The 17,997-nt window shown below is 36.7% G+C and carries 15 protein-coding genes; 5 read left to right on the forward strand and 10 right to left on the reverse strand.

Annotated features, from left to right (window positions below; all coding sequences use genetic code 11):
- Positions 1-98: 98 nt before the first annotated feature.
- The 9 genes from MAE_RS35205 to MAE_RS17625 all read right to left on the reverse strand — a co-directional run bounded on the left by MAE_RS35205 (position 99) and on the right by MAE_RS17625 (position 12,395).
- Entirely contained in the window at positions 99-1,397 is a 1,299-nt protein-coding gene (locus MAE_RS35205) for a serine hydrolase (protein ID WP_158303540.1), read from the reverse strand.
- 173 nt (positions 1,398-1,570) lie between these two features.
- Positions 1,571-2,479 (reverse strand): ARC6/PARC6 family protein, encoded by a 909-nt coding sequence (locus MAE_RS17590; RefSeq protein ID WP_148204763.1) that lies wholly within the window; start codon positions 2,477-2,479, stop codon positions 1,571-1,573.
- Entirely contained in the window at positions 2,455-3,729 is a 1,275-nt protein-coding gene (locus MAE_RS17595; protein ID WP_041804872.1) for a vWA domain-containing protein, read from the reverse strand. The genes MAE_RS17590 and MAE_RS17595 overlap by 25 nt, the downstream gene beginning before the upstream one ends.
- A gap of 13 nt (positions 3,730-3,742) precedes the next feature.
- Positions 3,743-4,849 carry a hypothetical protein gene (locus MAE_RS17600; RefSeq protein WP_012266773.1) on the reverse strand — a complete coding sequence of 369 codons (1,107 nt, stop codon included), beginning with the start codon at positions 4,847-4,849 and terminating at the stop codon, positions 3,743-3,745.
- A gap of 11 nt (positions 4,850-4,860) precedes the next feature.
- Positions 4,861-7,170, reverse strand: a complete 2,310-nt coding sequence (locus MAE_RS17605) for a hypothetical protein (protein WP_012266774.1) — start codon at positions 7,168-7,170, stop codon at positions 4,861-4,863.
- Positions 7,171-7,250: 80 nt separating this feature from the next.
- Positions 7,251-9,851 carry a hypothetical protein gene (locus MAE_RS34385; protein ID WP_012266775.1) on the reverse strand — a complete coding sequence of 867 codons (2,601 nt, stop codon included), beginning with the start codon at positions 9,849-9,851 and terminating at the stop codon, positions 7,251-7,253.
- A gap of 4 nt (positions 9,852-9,855) precedes the next feature.
- Positions 9,856-10,770, reverse strand: a complete 915-nt coding sequence (locus MAE_RS35210; protein WP_012266776.1) for a hypothetical protein — start codon at positions 10,768-10,770, stop codon at positions 9,856-9,858.
- On the reverse strand, positions 10,757-11,602 hold the full coding sequence (locus MAE_RS17620; RefSeq protein WP_012266777.1) for a hypothetical protein: 846 nt from the start codon (positions 11,600-11,602) through the stop codon (positions 10,757-10,759). The genes MAE_RS35210 and MAE_RS17620 overlap by 14 nt, the downstream gene beginning before the upstream one ends.
- A 19-nt stretch (positions 11,603-11,621) precedes the next feature.
- Entirely contained in the window at positions 11,622-12,395 is a 774-nt protein-coding gene (locus tag MAE_RS17625) for a hypothetical protein (protein ID WP_012266778.1), read from the reverse strand.
- 327 nt (positions 12,396-12,722) lie between these two features.
- Between MAE_RS17625 and MAE_RS17630 the strand changes: the two genes are divergently transcribed.
- From MAE_RS17630 to MAE_RS17650, 5 genes are all read left to right on the forward strand, one after another.
- Positions 12,723-13,430: a sigma factor gene (locus MAE_RS17630; protein WP_012266779.1), complete on the forward strand. Its 708-nt coding sequence runs from the start codon at positions 12,723-12,725 to the stop codon at positions 13,428-13,430.
- 18 nt (positions 13,431-13,448) lie between these two features.
- Positions 13,449-14,363, forward strand: a complete 915-nt coding sequence (locus tag MAE_RS27755) for a DUF1822 family protein (RefSeq protein WP_080507016.1) — start codon at positions 13,449-13,451, stop codon at positions 14,361-14,363.
- 93 nt (positions 14,364-14,456) lie between these two features.
- The gene (locus tag MAE_RS17640) at positions 14,457-15,323 is read left to right on the forward strand and encodes a hypothetical protein (protein WP_041804188.1); all 867 of its coding nucleotides are present in this window, start codon (positions 14,457-14,459) and stop codon (positions 15,321-15,323) included.
- Positions 15,324-15,374: 51 nt separating this feature from the next.
- Positions 15,375-15,836, forward strand: coding sequence for a DUF6932 family protein (locus MAE_RS17645; RefSeq protein ID WP_012266782.1), 462 nt, complete (start codon positions 15,375-15,377; stop codon positions 15,834-15,836).
- Positions 15,827-16,303, forward strand: coding sequence for a hypothetical protein (locus MAE_RS17650; protein ID WP_012266783.1), 477 nt, complete (start codon positions 15,827-15,829; stop codon positions 16,301-16,303). Before MAE_RS17645 ends, MAE_RS17650 begins: the two co-directional genes overlap by 10 nt.
- A gap of 5 nt (positions 16,304-16,308) precedes the next feature.
- Here the strand turns inward: MAE_RS17650 and MAE_RS17655 are convergent, their stop codons facing one another.
- On the reverse strand, positions 16,309-17,958 hold the full coding sequence (locus MAE_RS17655; RefSeq protein WP_041804189.1) for a hypothetical protein: 1,650 nt from the start codon (positions 17,956-17,958) through the stop codon (positions 16,309-16,311).
- Positions 17,959-17,997 lie beyond the last annotated feature (39 nt).

A 17,997-nucleotide genomic window follows, 5' to 3' on the forward strand; every position in this document is an offset into this window, starting at 1 on the left:
ATCAGAACCAGAATCATTTGAATTACCCTTTGCAATTTAATTGGCGTATTTACCTGCTTATTTTCCCGACTTCTCTCCTATTTTAGTCTTTTATTAAGTCATTTTTTAAGCATTTGGTTATAAACTTGTCGTGAAAGAATTGGGAAAAACTCTTTATCTTGATAAAACTTTTTTTCCTCTCCAAAGACAACTAAAATATAATGAGCTTTGTTATCAGGACTGACGATAATAGCCGCATCATTTCGATTATTAAATGTCCAGCCCATCTTAGCATAAAATTGAGTGTTAACCGGGAGAGATTGACCTAAAAAGTTTTGGATAGGATTAAAAGGTTTTTCTTTCCACGCTTGAGGATGTAAATCTCGTTTAATTAATTGTTTAATCGCTTGGCTATAAGCTGGCGAAATGGCTTGTTCTTGCTCAATTTCGAGAAGCAATCTAGCAACGCTATAGGTATTTAAATAATTTCGTCTCGGTGGTGAGCTTTTGCCGTTAAGCTGACGAATTTGTTGGTCTGGTCCGGCTGGATCCTCGAGTAGATTGGGGATAGGAAAAGTTTTCTGACTAATATTAAGGGGGTAATTAACAGAATCAACAAAATAGGATGCAAAAAAATCATTAAGAGCATAACGTTTTCTCCTCCATTCGTTGAGTTTTTCTGGTGTGAGGTCTTTTTGACTCGATTTGGTTTGAGTAATGTTATCAACAATAATACTAGCCGATTCATTATCGGAATCTTTAATCATTTTAGAAATAACTTTGAGTTTTTCTGGAGGAATTTGATTCGGCTCAATTCCTTGATAATAATATTGACTATAGAGAACTACTAGCCAGAAAAGCTTGACAATACTAGCCGGATATCTCAATTCACTATCTTGATAAGCAGCATAAGCGCAACATTCGGATTGATTTAAGTCAACTAAACTGATAGATAATTTATCTATTGGTAACTTTCTAGATCGAGCTAAACTTACAATATTGTCAACGATTTTTTGCAATTCTTTATCTTGATAAAAAGTAGGCGACTGTTTAACGTTATAAGTTAGCTGATTAGACTGACTAGGAAGTTGAGGTGTTAAAGGTGTTAGGGACAAATCATTAACGGGCGTTTTTCTGGGCAGATTAGTTGTATTTTGCGAGCTTACTATCAGGTTAATTTGATAATCTAAGTTATCTTCTTGCGTCTCTATGACTAGCGAATAGTCGCCTGTTTCCGACAGAATCGTTTTATAATCTCCTTGAAGATTTTGGTATTTATTACTTGGAAAAACTAGGCTTATTTTTTGATTAGTTGTTAATTGCAATTGCTGTCCTTGAATGCCCTGAAATTCATAACATAGGGTTTTATTGTGATCAACTTTACCTCCAATGGACTTAGGAACACCGTTAATTAACAATAATTTAGTTATCCTACAGGATTCGTTTTTGGAGGAGTTTAAGATGAGATACAGAGCGATTGCAGATGTTACAAAAAAAGAAATTAAGATGGGCAAAAACCTAGACCATTGGATATGGTAAGTCTTCGATTGTGTTCTGACTTTTATTGACTTTCTTCTTTTTCTTTCCATGATTAAGTTCCTACCTTATAGTTAATAATTTTCCAATTTTCACTCTCTTTTTTAAACCAATAGGTAACATTTTTTTGATAAGTCTGGGTTGGGGTTCCACATCCAGCACTTCTGGGACCATGGAGTGTAAGTTGTTCCGTTACATTGACTGTTATTGAAGGTGACGAACCTGAAGGATCAAAAGAGACTATCCGATTAATATTGGAAAAATCATAAGTATAATAACAGCCTTTAGAGCGCAGCCAACCCACTGTCCCCCCACAGATTCCATCATTACATTTTTCTAAGGTATTAGAATAAAGTTCTCCGGTGGCGTATTGCTTCACTAAGCTGTCGTCAAAAGAAGAACCGAAAGCCTGTCTTTTAACTTCATACCAACGTTTAACAAGTTTTGCTGCTTCATCTTGTGTGAGATCATGGGAAGATGAGGGAGATGGAGAGAGTCTTGGTGTCGGTGTCGGGGAAGAAGCGAGCGTTCCTAAACTTATATCTATCTTAAAAGTTTTAGAACCTTTGGGGGCAGCAATTTGCAGCAAATACTTTCCGTCTTCTGGCAATTTTGTTCCTTGTAAAATTTGATTGTCTGGACTATAAAGCCACACACAGATATCATCATCTGTGTTATAGCTAAGGTTTTGTCCTGACTTTCCTGTAAAAGTGTATCCGACAGCTTTAGTGGCACTAACCTGATTAGATTTTGTGATAGTTTCAGTTGTTAGGTTAACATTTTCTAGATTTTCTGCAATGAGAATAGCTGTGGGTTTTTGAGGACATTCTGAAGTTGTTTGAGGTTGATTAAACTGAAAATTACAACTACTGAGAAAAAAGAGAGATGAATAAATAAGGATCTGTTTCATGACTTTACAAGTGCCGAAAATATTTAGGATTAGTTTTGTTTTTCCTTTAACCATTTTCCCCAATAATAAAAAGGAATAACTCCTCCCAAACCAAGAGCAAGAAAAATACAAATAAGCATTAATATTCTGGTTTCTAAGGGAAGTGTACGCCCAAAAAAATCAAGGGTATAAGGTTTAGATTTTGATGCTACTTTCTGAGTAAAAACTGTGGCTACATATTCGCCTCCTCGTCGAACGTTGGGTTGGATATAACTGATTTCGTATCGTCCTTGAATCGCATCAAGGAAAATTTCTAATTTCTCGGCAATTTCATCAGCATCACCAGCAAATTCAGTAACTCCTCCTGTTAACTTCGCAATTTCCGCTAACTGTTTTTGATCTACAAATTCTTTTTCTAGTTGCTCTCTAGTTGCTTGGGATAATTTTGGGTTATTAATATCTCCACGAACAGCAGGTTTACCTAAGGAATATTTTTTGCCTAATTGTTGTGGGGTTAAGCCATATCCTAGGGTATGAACAACAATATCTTTATTGTTCTGAAGATTGGCTAAAGTTTTCTGAACTTCTTGATAATTACTATTATTATCAAAGCCATCAGAAAGGAGAATAATTGAGAGTCGTGGTTGAGGTTTTAAAGGTTTTCCTTCTTTATCTTTAGGATAGAAACGACCTTCTTTATCGTTTTTAAAAAATTTGACGGTTTCTTTGAGAGCTTGATAGAAGTTGGTCGTTGCACAAGGAGTTTTATCCGCAAGACTACCTAGAAAATTAGTTAGTTTAACATCTTGCACTAAATTAAAATTATCGAGAGTTTCTGAAGTAACTTTTGGGTAATAATCACAGGCTCCAGGCTTGTCATTTTTACCTTCTACCCCAAAGGGAACAATAGATAAATAGGTGTTGCCTTTACGCTCTGAGGCTAATTTAATAAATGTTCCCAGCGCGTTAATTGCTGCATCTAATTTTCGCTTTCCTTTAGCAACCGCTTTGGCATCACATTTTGTGTTGAGATCCTGAGAACAATTCATACTACCACTAAAGTCGATGAGAACGACAATCCAAGCATCAGGAGGAGTCGTTTCTCGGGGAGACTTCCAGTCAAAAGGTAGTTGTTTTCCTTGATAAGTTTTGTTGTTTTTTTTATCAAGAACTTTCAGCTGAAAATCGCTTTCAGCTAAACCCATAATCGGTTTACTTTCTTCTCCTGTCACTTGAATTTGAAGAGTCACTTTATCGTCGATGTCCTCAATATCTGTGATTTCAGGTTTAATTCCCCAAGCTGGGGTAATAAGAGCGGTTAACATAATCATTGATAAACTAAGCTTGTGGGTCAAGGAAGCGATTGTAGAAGACGAAACGATAGATTTTGGGTTCATCGGGGTTGTGGTTATCTTTAACATGGAAGGTGAGTAGGTTGTTGTGTTTAAGGGGAATTTCTTTGGTGCTAGTTAAAGGTATGCCGTTGAGTTCGATAAGGTTGTAAAATGTTGGGTTAGGATCTAAAATGGCATCACGGCGGGTAATTTTGATGTCAGCAATATGGGGGGGGAGTCCGGGGAGATAAATATCCGATCCTCTTTCTACACCATCAGAACCTTTAGTTTTGGGGACAGAACCAATTTTGATGATTCCTTTGGCGGGAAGTTGAATCGACAGTCCCTCTTCGATTTTTTCCGCATCCGATTCACTGACAAATTTGAGCGTTTTATGGATGTTAGGAAAGACTGAATTAATGGATGTAAATTGAGGATCGATGCTTTCGAGTTCGGGAATGATTTTTCTGTACTCGAATCCTTTACCGGCTCTCAGTGCCGCCATGTAGCTAGGAGAATTAGTAATTGTAAAGGTTAGGCCGAGCAATAAGCCTAAAATGGCAAATCCGAGGGGATCTTCTGCTTTTCTAAACGCTTCTGAAGTGCCTAACCATTGACGAATAAATTCAAAGATTCCCACCGCTACTAAACTGGCAACACCCGCACCGATGATGCTAGTATATAACCGTTGTCGAAAGCGATCGCGATCCCCCGCTTCCATGCTGTAAAATTGCCAAGTAAGTCCTTCGGCTAATCCAACGGCTGCACCGACAAAAAGCCAACCTAAAAGTCTGCCTGGAAATTCAGCAACTCCAGATTGAATTAATAGCTGAAAGATTCCACCCGCAGCTAATCCAGCAATCAATCCGATTAAGGTGGCAATTAATAGGGGAACTAAAGCAATCCGAAAGTTGAGTTTAGGACGGGTGGGATTACTAATAAATATTTCATTCATTACCATCCCAATCCCTAAGGATATAGCGACGCAGGGGAAAAGAACCACCTCTGGAAACCGAGACAGGATTTTTAAATCAGTCAAGAAAATCTGACCGATATTCCAGCCAATTAAAGCCGAGGTTATTCCTGCTAGTATGTAAAGCCAAATTCTCATAGGTTTAAAAATTATCCTCTTGGGGGAGTTGACGAATCGATAATTGGTTTTACTTTACCGCAAATTGGTGTATTACTTAATGTTTGACCTAGTTGAGCAGCTACATCACACTTCAAAAGGTTATAGGTATTCTTTCCATAGTTAATCACTCCATCAACATCAATCTTAATAGATGGCTCCTTTTTAAGTCTAGATTTAAGACTTTCTTGGTATTGTAAAATAGCTTTAACCCAAGCTTCTTTATCTTCTACTTCAGTCATAGGACTAAGGTAAATTTCAAATTCATTATTGGGATCAAGAACCTTAATTACACTAGATGAAGATGAAGATGAAGTATCAAGACCAAAAGCTTGGTCCAATTCTTTTACTAAAGTTTCTAAACTCAATTTGGTCTTTTGTGATTTATCAAATTCCGAGACTGCCTTTTCAATTTTTTGGTCTCTTGTCGGAGATGGGGTAGCCACTTTAACTTGAGAAAACCCTAGCTTTTTACAATTGTCAGCAGTTGCTTGAGTTGCTTGCAGTTGCATATTTTGAAGCAGATTACATTTTAGAGCTTGATAAGTTTTTCCATCTTTATCAATAATGCCATCGAAATCATCAGAATTAGATGGTGTAACTTTATATAATTGATAATACAATATAGACAAAATCCACTTTTCTTTATCTTTATTATCTTCTGTTTTATTTAGAGTCTTAAGCTCAAAAGAGTTATTGGGATCGAGAATTTTTGAAATAGCTTCATCAATCTCATTCTTGTTATGTTTAGAAGCATCTGCTCTAGTAGTTTGCTTCAAATCTTGTTGAATTTGTAGTAATGACCCTTTAGTCTTTGGAAAGCTTTTGATCGCTTTTTTAATAATCGGCGATTCTGAATTGTTTGATCCTCCGGGTAAACCGGGTACAGATAAATTAGCTAAATTCAATAATCTTTGAAGGAAAAATCCTCCTAAAGTGAATATAAGCAAAAAATAAATAATAGCAATAAAACAGCCAGATGCTCCACCTCTAAACACGGAAGATAGGAGAAATATTGCTGTTTCTTTTATTTCTCTACCTGTCCATTGTTGCTTAGGTATTTCTCTTTTAACTGGAAGTCCAAAAATAGAAGTTTCATTTTTTAATCCCAGACTTATATAAGTTTTATATATTTTTCCCCAAAGACCGGTTTCATCTGATAAAAATTTGGCGGCTACCTCTGTTAGTTTTGGTCGATCAATCACATTAAGAATGAGGATATTAATGCCTTTGGTAATTTTATCAGATATAACTGAATCTTGATTGAGAATAACCCTTAAAATTTCCTGTTGAAAACTCTGAGATATTGGATAATAATCCTTCTCTTTTTTCATTATCCAAGCGACAAAATCTGGCAGCTTTTCAGGGCAAATGATGGCTTGTAGCGTCAAGAGGCGTACTTTATATTTATCATAAATTCCCTGTTGATAAGCATATTCAGAGCCTTCATTTTCAAAAATATCCCCCCAAAAGGTTGTATAATCCTGTTGAATTTTAGGATTGTTCAAAGCCTTTTCTATAGTTACTAAATTGTTTTGAAAGTTTCCTGTACGGCAGGAATTTCTGACGGCAATTTTAACAGAAGTTTCTTTTAATGGTGTAGTAAGCTGAGGAATACTCGCTATTTGTGATTTTATTCTGCCCTCTGCTTTTTGATTCGCAGGATGAATGACTAAAAAGCGATTTGGTTTCTCTAAATCTTCTACATTCCAGGCCCAAGAAATCAATTCATTATATCTTGCTGGGTCAGTTTTAGAGGCAATTTTATGAATGATTAAAGCAGGATATGGTGTCTGCTTCTGAGGAATAATTATCGGTGTTTTTCCTTCCCAAATCCCATCCAACTCATGCGGAATATAGTCATTAATTTGAGTTTCAGTATCGTCATATTCTGTAGGATAACCGACTTGTTTATGATCGGAGGGGTTAAAAGTTGGCATTCCATTTTTCATGTACCAAGATACAAGATCAGGCAGCTTACCCCTTTCCTGACACAAGAAATAGCGATAGAGAGATACACACCGTCCCCGTTCATCTATCCCCCGTGTGACGACGGCAATGACTGACCAAGCCTCTCCATGATATTCCACTTCCCGTCCAATAATGGCGGGATTTTGGCTAGATGCGCCTTCAGAAACGGCAAATTCCCGATTTTTGATCGCTAACTGTACAGGTCTAGGAATTTTAGCAAGGGTTGAGTTCATGTACTCTCCCGAAAAACCCCGCGACCTCCACTCACCATTATCGTCAGTGCCATCGACTAAAATACCCGTGCTAAATTCATGAATGTGAATAATAGTCATTATTTTAATCCTTATCTAATTCTTTGTGATGTTGAGCATAGGTTTAAAAATTATTATTCTCCTGATGGATTAGTTGATGACTAGGATGGATCAATTGGTTTTACTTTATCGCAAATTTCTGATGTCTCCTTACTTAATGTTTTACCCAGTTGAGCAGCTACATCACACTTCAAAAGGTTATAGGTATTCTTTCCATAGTTAATCACTCCATCAACATCAATCTTAATAGATTGCTCCTTTTTAAGTCTAGATTTAAGACTTTCTTGGTATTGTAAAATAGCTTTAACCCAAGCTTCTTTATCTGCTGGTTCAGTCATACGACTAAGGGAAATCCCAAATTCATTATTGGGATCAAGAACATTAATTACATTATATGAAGATGAAACAGAAAAAGCCTCATCTAATTCTTTTACTAAAGTTTGTAAACTATATTTTGTCTTTTCTGGTTTATCAAATTCTGGGACTGCCTTTCTGATTGCTTCCTCTTCTGTTGTAGTTGGAGTTGGAGTTGGAGTTGGAGCGGGAGTTGAAGATGAAGCGGGAGTTTTAGCCACTTTAACTTGAGAAAACCCTAGCTTTTTACAATTGTCAGCAGTTGCTTGAGTTGCTTGCAGTTGCATATTTTGAAGCAGATTACATTTGAGAGCTTGATAAGTTTTTCCATCTTTATCAATAATGCCATCGAAATCATCAGAATTAGATGGTGTAACTTTATATAATTGATAAGACAATATAGATAAAATCCACTTTTCTTTATCTTTATTATCTTCTGGTTTATTTAGAGTCTTAAGCTCAAAAGAGTTATTGGAATCGAGAATTTTTGAAATAGCTTCATCAATCTCATTCTTGTTAGGTTTAGAAGCATCTGCTCTAGTAGTTTGCTTCAAATCTTGTTGAATTTGTAGTAATGACCCTTTAGTCTTTGGAAAGCTTTTGATCGCTTTTTTAATAATCGGCGATTCTGAATTGTTTGATCCTCCGGGTAAACCGGGTACAGATAAATTAGCTAAATTCAATAATCTTTGAAGGAAAAATCCTCCTAAAGTGAATATAAGCAAAAAATAAATAATAGCAATAAAACAGCCAGATGCTCCACCTCCTCTAAACACGGAAGATAGGAGAAATATTGCTGTTTCTTTTATTTCTCTAAATACTGGTTCATACCAAGGTATATCTCTTTTAACTTTAATATCAAAATTATAAACTTCATCCCCCTTCAATTTATGGCGTTTATATACGTCACTAGGAATCTTTTCCTGGGCGAGATGATAAAAGAAAACGGTTAAACTATATCCTTGATCTGATGGAACTTTTTCTTCTAGTTTATCAAATAGGTGAGCAAGATGGATGTATTTTTGAGTTTTTTCACTGGGATAAAAAAGAGAATCCCAAACTTTACTTAAGTCATCTTTAATTTCTTGCCAAGGTGCATCATCTAGTTTTCTTTCTTTTAAACTTTTTTTCAGTTTTTTACTGGTATCATCTTTGTATATTCTGCCCCAGAGTCCTTTTTTATCTGATAAGAGTTTAGCTGTAGCATCTATCAATTCTGGCTGCTCAATGACATTAAGAATAAGTCTATCAATACCTTGGGTGATTTTACTAAATATAGTAGGTGCAAGGGGGTAATCACCTTGTGGGTTGATTGCGTTTACAATCTCCCCTTGAAAACTCTGAGATATTGGATAAGAATCCTTATCTTTGTTCATTATCCAAGCGACAAAATCTGGCAGCTTTTCAGGGCAAATGATGGCTTGTAGCGTCAAAAGACGTACATTAGATTCATTATAAATTCCCTGTTGATAAGCATCTTTGGAGCCTTGTCCTTCAAATATGGAATTCCAAAAGGTTTTATAATCCTGTTGAATTTTAGGATTGTTCAAAGCATCTTCGATAGGGGCTAAATTTTCTTGAAAGTTTCCTGTCCGGCAGGAATTCTTAATAGCAGTTCTGATTAGGGGTTCTTCGGGTATAGCCGGGGGAAGTTGAGGAATACTGTTTATTGTGGCTCTTATGGTCTCCTCTGCTTTTTTGCTGGCGGGATGAATGACTAAAAAGCGATTTGGTTTCTCTAGAGCCTCCACATTACAGGCCCAAGAAATCAATTCATTATATGTTGCTGGGTCAGTTTTAAAGGCAATTTTATGAATGATTAAAGCAGGATATGGTGTCTGCTTCTGAGTAATAATTATCGGTGTTTTTCCTTCCCAAATCTCATCCAACTCAGGCGGAATATAGTCATTAATTTGAGTCCCAGTATCGTCATATTCTGTAAACTGACCGACTTGTTTATAATCAGAGGGGTTAAAAGTTGGCTTTCCATTTCTCGTATACCAACATAAAAGATCAGGCAGCTTACCCCTTCCCTGACACAAGAAATAGCGATAGAGAGATGCACCCCGTCCCCGTTCATCTATCCCCCGTGTGACGACGGCAATGACTGACCAAGCCTCTCCATCATATTCCACTTCCCGTCCAATAATGGCGGGATTTTGGCTAGATGCGCCTTCAGAAACGGCAAATTCCCGATTTGTGATCGCTAACTGTACAGGTGTAGGAATTTTAGCAAGGGTTTTGTTCATGTACTCTCCCGAAAAACCCCGCGACTTCCACTCACCAGCACCGCCAGTGGCATCGACTAAAATACCCGTGCTAAATTCATGAATGTGAATAATAGTCATTGTTTTAATCCTTATCTAATTCTTTGTGATGTTGACCGGTACAAAGCCAGTAAATCGGGGAAACTAAACCAAAGGGTCGCCACCGCTTCGGATCGCGGATAATAGAAGTTGTTCCTTGGCGATCGCGTTGTTTTTCGATCGAGTTGGGTTCGGGATAATTGGTTCCCAACGTACCAAAGGCAGAAGTGGCAAAATAGTCCACTTCACCTCCTCCCCTATCTACCCAGTTTTCTAATTTATTTTGCATCAGAGGAAAGCGTCTTTGTGTCAATTTTCTCGGTTCATGACGACTCACCCACAGTTGACTCAGTTCGCACTTACTAACCGCAAAAGCAACGCGGCGCTGTTTGGGATTAATATCCACCCTGTCTAAAGCCGCTAAAAATTTTTCTAGTCCAATAGCATAGTCTTTATCTTTGCGGTGAGAGGTTCCATCCACTAACAATAAAAGACCTGTAGCCACCACACAGTCTTCGAGATAGTCAACTAAGCGCGGATCGCCGGTTTTGTTAATGAGATCCCGAAGAAACTCGCCGGAATAATCTTTACAGTTAACATTGAGACGTATTGCGCTAGAAGATAGGCCTCTTTGCAGATTTTTCAAAGAAAATTGTTCTTTGAGAACAATACTTAATCCATAATCTTTGACTTCATCAACGGTGGCTTCTAGGGGAGTTGGTTCTAATTCTAGTCCCTGTTCCAAGATGTTCTGTGCCATGTTCATCAGTTGTGCGCTGGCTTCTTGGTTCCCCACTGGAGTCACCGATTGAACTGGACTATCGGCCTTAGCATTTGGCCAATAGGCGAGGGAAGCCATATAGGCGGTTTTACCAGCATTGCGATCGCCAATAACCCGTATTTCGGCATTGGCATCTTTTAATTCAGGAGCTTTTGGTTTTAACCAGTCAAACGCTTTCATTTTTGGCTCCTTGATTTGGTTTTTTACTGAGCCAATAGAGAGGTTCAATTAGATTATAAGGTTGCCATGAGTTTGGTTGTCTAATCACCGAAGCCGGTTCTTCTCCTTTCATCCGATCTTCTCGGTTAGGACGGGGATTATCTCTGCCTAAAACGCCAAAGGTAGAAAGGGCAAAAAAACGCAGATTTTGGGGAATAACTTTTTCTCGCAAGGTTTTAGTAGTTTCTCGTAAATGGACAGCGAACAAATCAATTTCTGGGTCAAGCCTACCGGGCCAAATTTCTCCTCTTTCACATTTACTCATAACTATTGCTAACTTCAAATTCTGAGAACGACCCCGCTCATCCATTAATTTAAGGAATTGTTTCATGATTCTGTTATAAAAGTTATCAGTTCCTGGTTCCCATCCTGTTAGCATAATTAGACAGCCGATGACATCGGTAAAACATTCATTAATAAAATCTTCATGGATAGGCTTTCTTGCACTGGGACTGGCAATTGCCTCAAAGACTTCTCCGGGATAATCTCTAGCGGTTAATTGAAAAGTCTCCGTGGAACTATACCAATAGGGTTTGGCTGTGATACCAAAGGAATAAAAGGGTAAGTCATCTACTGACTCAATCTCTTGTCCGATGACGGTTCTATCTAGATCGGCCGCTTGTTTGAGAATATTTTCAGCTTTTTCAGCAAGTATTCTTGTGGCAGGATTTTGGGGGTTGACAGTAAATAGTTTTTTGCCTTGTTTGTGTTCTTTAAAGTAGGATAAAGCCGCTAAATAGGTGGTTTTTCCTGCTGCTGTCGGTCCAATTACAACAATATTTCCACTGGTCATTTTTACTCCTATTTTAACTTTATTTTGCGAGATGACTGCCCAAATAAATCCAAGGGAGTTCTAATAATTTTCGATTATATATGCTCGTAATGAAACATCTAATTGTTAACCCTTGAATACTACGGTTAAGTTGATTGATTTGAGGGTGAATCGGTCGAAAATAACGCTGAAAAACATAGTTATCTCTCTCTTGCCATGTCATAGGTTGGAAATCAGGATTAAAAGCGAGTTTTCTGGCTTCTTCTTCGAGATCGACTCGGAGTAAATCGGCTTTATTTAAACAGAGGAGAAGATGTCGAATTTTCGGACAATCTTGCTGGAAAAATTCAAGCCAACGGTCAAAACGATTACACCATTGTTGTCTGGTGATAAAGTCATCTTTGTTGACTTGACCGGTCGGTTTAATGATGTCCCGATAGGGCGGTAAAATCAACATAATTCCTTCAGCTTTTCTGATCGTTTCGAGAAATCTTTGCCACTCATCAGGTTGATTTTTTTGCCAGTATTGTCGCCAGATTTCACCGGGGGTGTCCAACCAATCCAAGGCAATCATTTTCTCCCCTGTGGGAAGGGTGACATTAACTTCTATGTACTGCTCATTAATTCCTTCGGGGGCGATACTACCAGTTGCTTTTGGAGAGCCAAGTTCTAGATCTAAAAAGAGTCCTCTAAGAAACTGATAATCGGGATAAGTAACTTTGACATAATTTCCCTTGGGGTTAGCTAATTCCAAGACTAGGTGAGTTTTACCTGTTTCGCGATCGCCAATATAAATAACTCCCAAGCACTCCACCTCCTGATCAATGAGTCCTTATTGATAATTGATAGCAACCAAACAGCGATCGTGTTTAGTTTTGGTTTTACATTACTTTCTCGTAGCGATGGCTGCTTTTTATGCAAAATTTGGGTTTATCTTAACATAAATTTACATTCTCGATAGTACCCCGCGCCACATCCACTCTGGCTGCGATACCGAAGGCAGTCCGGGAGCGAGATCGCAATTCCCTCGACAATTCCTCACAAAAAAGAATTTTAATTATCGGTTTTTGCATAAAATGCCAGTAACCTGACGAGTAGATAAAAGGGGTAGTGATCTAGAAAATGCAAGGAGAGTTCTCCGATGAGTAACCCAGACAGCAAACTTAAGCTTCTTGAAGAAATGGCACTTTTGGCTAAAAGCTCCCCTGCAAACAGCAAGGAGAGACAAAAATGGCTAACAAAACTAACCAATGAGATTCAAAACTCTAATAAAGTGTACTGTAAAAATATCTATAATTTTCCTAAGTCTGTCTATCAGGATATTTTTCACGAAGCTCTACAGCAGACTTTTTTAGAGATTTTTGAAAAAATTGACCTGTACGACCCAAGTAAAGGTAATGTCTTGGCATGGGTAAGTTTTTTGCTCGATAAGCGATTTATCGATGCTGTCAGGGAACATTTAAAACTGCGACATAGACAAGATAATGGCAAGCGAATCAGAATTTATGAGCAATCTTTGGATGTTCCTCTCCAGTCGGAGCAATCAAGCTGGAACCATGCCCCAGATACTTCCTTGCTTGATATAATCGAGCAAACTGAATCTCTCTCCCCCCAAAAAGATTGGGAGAGATTATGGGATTTTATCCAAAAAGATCCTAGAGATTGTTTTCGGCAGACTCACATCGAAAAGCATCCGGAGGCTAATTTTCAAGCAATCTGTATAAGGCGATTTAATGGACAATCTTGGAAGGAAATGTCAACAGAATGGGGAATCTCCCTAGCAACTTTAAGCAGCTTTTATCAACGCAGCGTTGATAAATTGCAACCAATTTTTCAAGAATATCTTTAGAAATAGGAGACAAAAACCATGATGCCACTAGCTGAACGTTTAACTTTTACAGTCCCCCTGAGCGGTGCTGATTTTAAATTAGCTCAAAAGTTTAGTTGCGAGCAGAAAGATGCCGATAAAAGTAAACAGGTTTTTCTAAATACTTTAGCTGTGCTTGCTGTTAACTTTTACTGCCAGTGTTTGAAAGTAGAAACAAATTTAGAGGAAAGCACTATCGGACATTATAATCGGCGAATTTTAATGGATAGTGCTGATTTAAAGATCGATGTTCTCGGTAAATTAGAATGTCGTCCGGTTTTGCCAAATGAAAATATCTGTTATGTCCCGTCCGAGGTATGGTCAGATCGAGTGGGTTATGTTGTGGTAGAAATTGATGAAGAAGCGAAGAAAGCTATTTTATTTGGATTTGTCGAGCAGATAGAAACTAACGAATTACCATTAGCTCAATTACCAGATATTGACAATTTAGTTGATTTACTTCTTCTGGCTAAAAACAAACAACTTCTCGAAAGAACTTTTGCCAAGAATTGGGATAATAATATTTCAAAGAGAATCCTTGATGCTAAACAGCAAAATTTTGTTTGCCTGAATGATCCCGCTTTACCTACAATTGATAAATCTATCACCTCTCCTCTCTATAAAGCTAAATACATTACTCTGAAAAGACGGACATTTATCCTATTTGTTAGGATAACCCCTACAAAAGAGGGAAAGTTTCAACTTCTTGTGGAAGTTGAATCCGATAGAGGAGAAAAAATTCCATCTGATTTGAATTTGAAGCTATTATCTTTATCCGACCAAACTTTGAATGCAAGTCAAACAAAAAGAGGTAATTATATCTCTTTGAACTATAAGCTTCAATTGGGAGAGAGTTTTCAAATACAAGTGAAGCGAGCAGATGAAAGTCACACAGAACAATTTTCTTTTGACTAAACTCTATTTGAACGGGATAATTTATCTAAATTTCTGATTAAAGTTTAGATAAATTGTTCAAAATTTGATATTATATCGATGCTAAAGTAAGCTATGCCAAACCAAAAAGATTTATCGGATATTCGCAATTATCTCTACGATCAAGCTGAAGTGAGATGGTGGTACAGCTTGTGGTTATCTTTATGCGCTCAAGTTTTAGCATTAATTGCGACAGTCAACAATAAATTGTGGCTTTTAGCTATTGCCGGTTTTCTTGCCTTAATCACTCCAATAGCAGTAGCATGGTTGCGAGAATGGGCTAATAACTTGACACAAAAAGCTGATAAATGTAGAAGAATGATTTTATATGCTGATAGCTTAGGAGAAGATATTCCCAGCCATGAGTTAGCTATGGTTAGAGCTTGGACAACGGGAATTAAATTGCAACAAGCTCCTTTTACTTCTCCTTATTATTCATCTTCTCTATCTAATAGTCCACAAAGATTAATGGATATTACAACAGAATCTGCTTACTTTACTGAGTTTTTAGCGGCAAAAACGGTCAATTATTTACTGGTATTTTTAGTTATTTCAATTTTAATTTTATCAGGAATTATTTATTTTGCAGACTTCGCAACCTCTACGGCTACAATTAGCCAAGAAAATCAAGATATGAGTGGGGTAAAGTGGGCAGTTAAGGCAGCATTAACAGCTATTTCTTTTATTCTATCTGGGGATATATTACTGCTTTGGAAAAAGTATTCAGATCTGAAATTATCTGCTCAAAGTACTTTTCAAAAATGCGCCGAACTTCGTTACGATAAATCCTTATCTATTTCTGAAGCTATGCAGGTTGTTGAGGACTATCATCTAGCGTTGATTCAGAGTCCACCGATTCCTCTAAAACTTTACCTAACCTACAGAGATCCCTTGAATCAATCTTATCAAGATAGTCATTCAATTAGTTCTAATCAACCCTAGTTTTTCTTGGGCAATGCCCAGCTTGCTCACAAATTATCTAATATTAAAAACATGGGAATTCCTCCTTTTAATCAGCACGGCTTTTTGCCGCCGGGAGAACATAAATTAGATAGCTGGGAAGAGCTTGTAGAAAGATTTGGAACCACTCGAAGAAGACAACGTCTTCTAGTCGGACTAAAAAGAGTATTGCTAAATCTTCAACAAGCAGGTTGCCAAAAAGTCTATCTTGATGGTAGTTTTGTGACTAAAAAGGGAAAACCCAATGATTATGATGGTTTTTGGGAAAGTGAGAAAGTAAATCCAGAAAAGCTTGATAGTATCCTGCTGGATACTTCCTTAGAAGGATGTCGAGAGCAAAAGAAAAAGTATGGAGGAGAATTATTAACCGCAGATACGAGAGCCGTAAATGGTCAAACGATTTATGGTTATTATACAATAGATGTAGAAAGAGGAATTACTAAAGGTATTGTTTGCGTTGAGTTACAGTTAGTGGATTTACAGCTATGGTTTTGAACGAAAAGGGATATGAACTTAGAAAAGCTCAAGCTCAAGAGTTTGAGAAAGCAATAGTAGAATTTTCTGACTATGCAATTCAACATCCTGAAATCGATTCAAGAATCTTGAAAGCAAGGGAAAATTCTTTACGGACTTTGTTAGCGAGAATCAACACAGAACTGGCAGAATATGAAGACAAACAGCTAGAAAGTTTAGCTTTGGCTGCTAAAAATTATCCAAAAATTAGTCAGCAAAGATATAAAAGCTTAACTAAATTAACTAATAAAATTCAAGAATCTAATCAAGTACAAAATCAAAATATATATAGTTCTTCCCTGGATATTTCTGGAATAGCATGGCAGCAAACCTTGAAGCAAGTATTTGACAAAATCGACCAATATAATCCTAATAAAGAAACGGTATCGCAGTGGTTTTTATCGCTGTTCAAGCTTCAATATCGTAAGCTGGAAAAAGAGTCTTTATAGGTTTATTATTCATACTGACAAGACTCAGTATATAAATCTGCAAACTTTGATTCTTTTATGTTATTTATCGATGTGTCCTGGGGATTTTTAAGCTTTTTTACCTCTAAAAGAGTATTTTCAGGAATACCAATTCCCAAATTCTGATTAGGCAAATTAGGACTACCTAAATCAATTCCAATTAAGCAGCCATATTGATTGATAATAGAATTTCCATCCGCTTTTGGTTTAATTGTACCATCGAAGCTGTCGTAGAAAAATTTATAAGTTTGATTTTGTTGCATTGGATTTAGATCGGTAATTTTACCATCAATTAAATTGAGATTTGAATGAGAGTCTTCTGGAGACTGTCGAGCGGCCATATAAACTTTTTCTTCTAATGCAGCCTTAGCTTTGCTCAGTTGAGCGATTTTGTATGTTTTATTGCTGTTAAAAGTCATTATAGCTAAGTGCTGACTCACCTCTGTAATAGGTCTGTAGTTTATGAAATCTTTTGATCCTTGATTAGTTAATATAACAATTTGACGATTTTCTCTGTTTTCTAATGATTTTGCGGTGGTTAGAATATAATAAGTTGTATCTTGTTGAGAATGAGATTTGTCTGCTTTCTTGTCATAAGCAAAAATAATACCCGCAAAAAAACTAGAGCTATTTGTTTTGGGGTCATAAACCTTAATAGTTACTGTACTTTCTTGTAATACATTTTCTACTTCAGCTTTTGACGGAGGAAATATTTTATTAATCTGTCCAGGAAGATTAAGTAATCTATTCTTGCTCAAAGTAGGAATTATTGCTAATATGAATAAACAAGACAAAAAACCTGAGCAATATAGAAATATATTCTTTTTGAAGCGAGATTCTTTATTATTAGGCCATGTCCAAGGAGTTTTGTTGAGATTTTGTAAAAGAGCAACGACTGAAGCAGAACTTTGCCATTTTTTATCATCCTCATTATCTTCTATCTTTTCTTGAGCTTCTTTAATAGCAAAAGGTAAAAATTTATATCGAAGTAAATCGATCAACAAAACCACTAAAAATTCTCGAGAAAAATCCAGAAAGATAGACTCTCTCATCGCAATAACTTGAGGAATTTCTGCCTCGTTAATGAGAGCTTTTGCTAACTTTAGGGAATAGCAAGAGTCTAAAATAACTAGCTTTAAAGTTTTTATTCTTTGAATCTTAATACATTCGCAAAATTTACTATTTGTCCAATATTCATATTCACTAATTTGTATATTGTTGTCTTCTTGCCCATTGCCTTCTTCGTCGTCTGGATTATGTCCCAAGAAGTAAATAACTTCAAATTGATGCCCATTATCGACAAGTGATCTTATCTTTTGAGAACTAATTTTTTCCAAATAATGCAACTCTAACTTAATACCCAAATTATGACATATCGAAATTGATTTTTCCCAGATATTTTTTTGCTTTTGAATATTTCCTTCTGGGATATTTCCGAAAATAATCAAAACTTTCAACGCCTCATTAAACGGCCGAACATATAATTCTTGTTTAACTTTATTTTTTGGTCGTGTTATCCCAAATACAAGGCTAATTTGAGGATGCTTTTTGAGTAATTTCCAATGATGCCAAAACAGCTTTTTAATTTCCAGAATTTCAGTTTCAATGACAAAGATTACTTTGATATCAGAGTCCAAAAATTTTTCAAGACTACTTAAGAAATTTTTCTCTATTTT

The sequence above is a fragment of the Microcystis aeruginosa NIES-843 genome (assembly GCF_000010625.1).
Lineage (GTDB): Bacteria > Cyanobacteriota > Cyanobacteriia > Cyanobacteriales > Microcystaceae > Microcystis > Microcystis aeruginosa.

Bases quoted from the DNA above. Each gene is read 5' to 3' on its own strand.
- MAE_RS17590 (WP_148204763.1), bottom strand. From the start codon at position 2,479: ATGGTTAAAGGAAAAACAAAACTAATCCTAAATATTTTCGGCACTTGT.
- MAE_RS17595 (WP_041804872.1), bottom strand. From the start codon at position 3,729: ATGTTAACCGCTCTTATTACCCCAGCTTGGGGAATTAAACCTGAAATC.
- MAE_RS17600 (WP_012266773.1), bottom strand. From the start codon at position 4,849: ATGAGAATTTGGCTTTACATACTAGCAGGAATAACCTCGGCTTTAATT.
- MAE_RS17605 (WP_012266774.1), bottom strand. From the start codon at position 7,170: ATGACTATTATTCACATTCATGAATTTAGCACGGGTATTTTAGTCGAT.
- MAE_RS34385 (WP_012266775.1), bottom strand. From the start codon at position 9,851: ATGACTATTATTCACATTCATGAATTTAGCACGGGTATTTTAGTCGAT.
- MAE_RS35210 (WP_012266776.1), bottom strand. From the start codon at position 10,770: ATGAAAGCGTTTGACTGGTTAAAACCAAAAGCTCCTGAATTAAAAGAT.
- MAE_RS17620 (WP_012266777.1), bottom strand. From the start codon at position 11,602: ATGACCAGTGGAAATATTGTTGTAATTGGACCGACAGCAGCAGGAAAA.
- MAE_RS17630 (WP_012266779.1), top strand. From the start codon at position 12,723: ATGAGTAACCCAGACAGCAAACTTAAGCTTCTTGAAGAAATGGCACTT.
- MAE_RS27755 (WP_080507016.1), top strand. From the start codon at position 13,449: ATGATGCCACTAGCTGAACGTTTAACTTTTACAGTCCCCCTGAGCGGT.
- MAE_RS17640 (WP_041804188.1), top strand. From the start codon at position 14,457: ATGCCAAACCAAAAAGATTTATCGGATATTCGCAATTATCTCTACGAT.
- MAE_RS17645 (WP_012266782.1), top strand. From the start codon at position 15,375: ATGGGAATTCCTCCTTTTAATCAGCACGGCTTTTTGCCGCCGGGAGAA.
- MAE_RS17650 (WP_012266783.1), top strand. From the start codon at position 15,827: ATGGTTTTGAACGAAAAGGGATATGAACTTAGAAAAGCTCAAGCTCAA.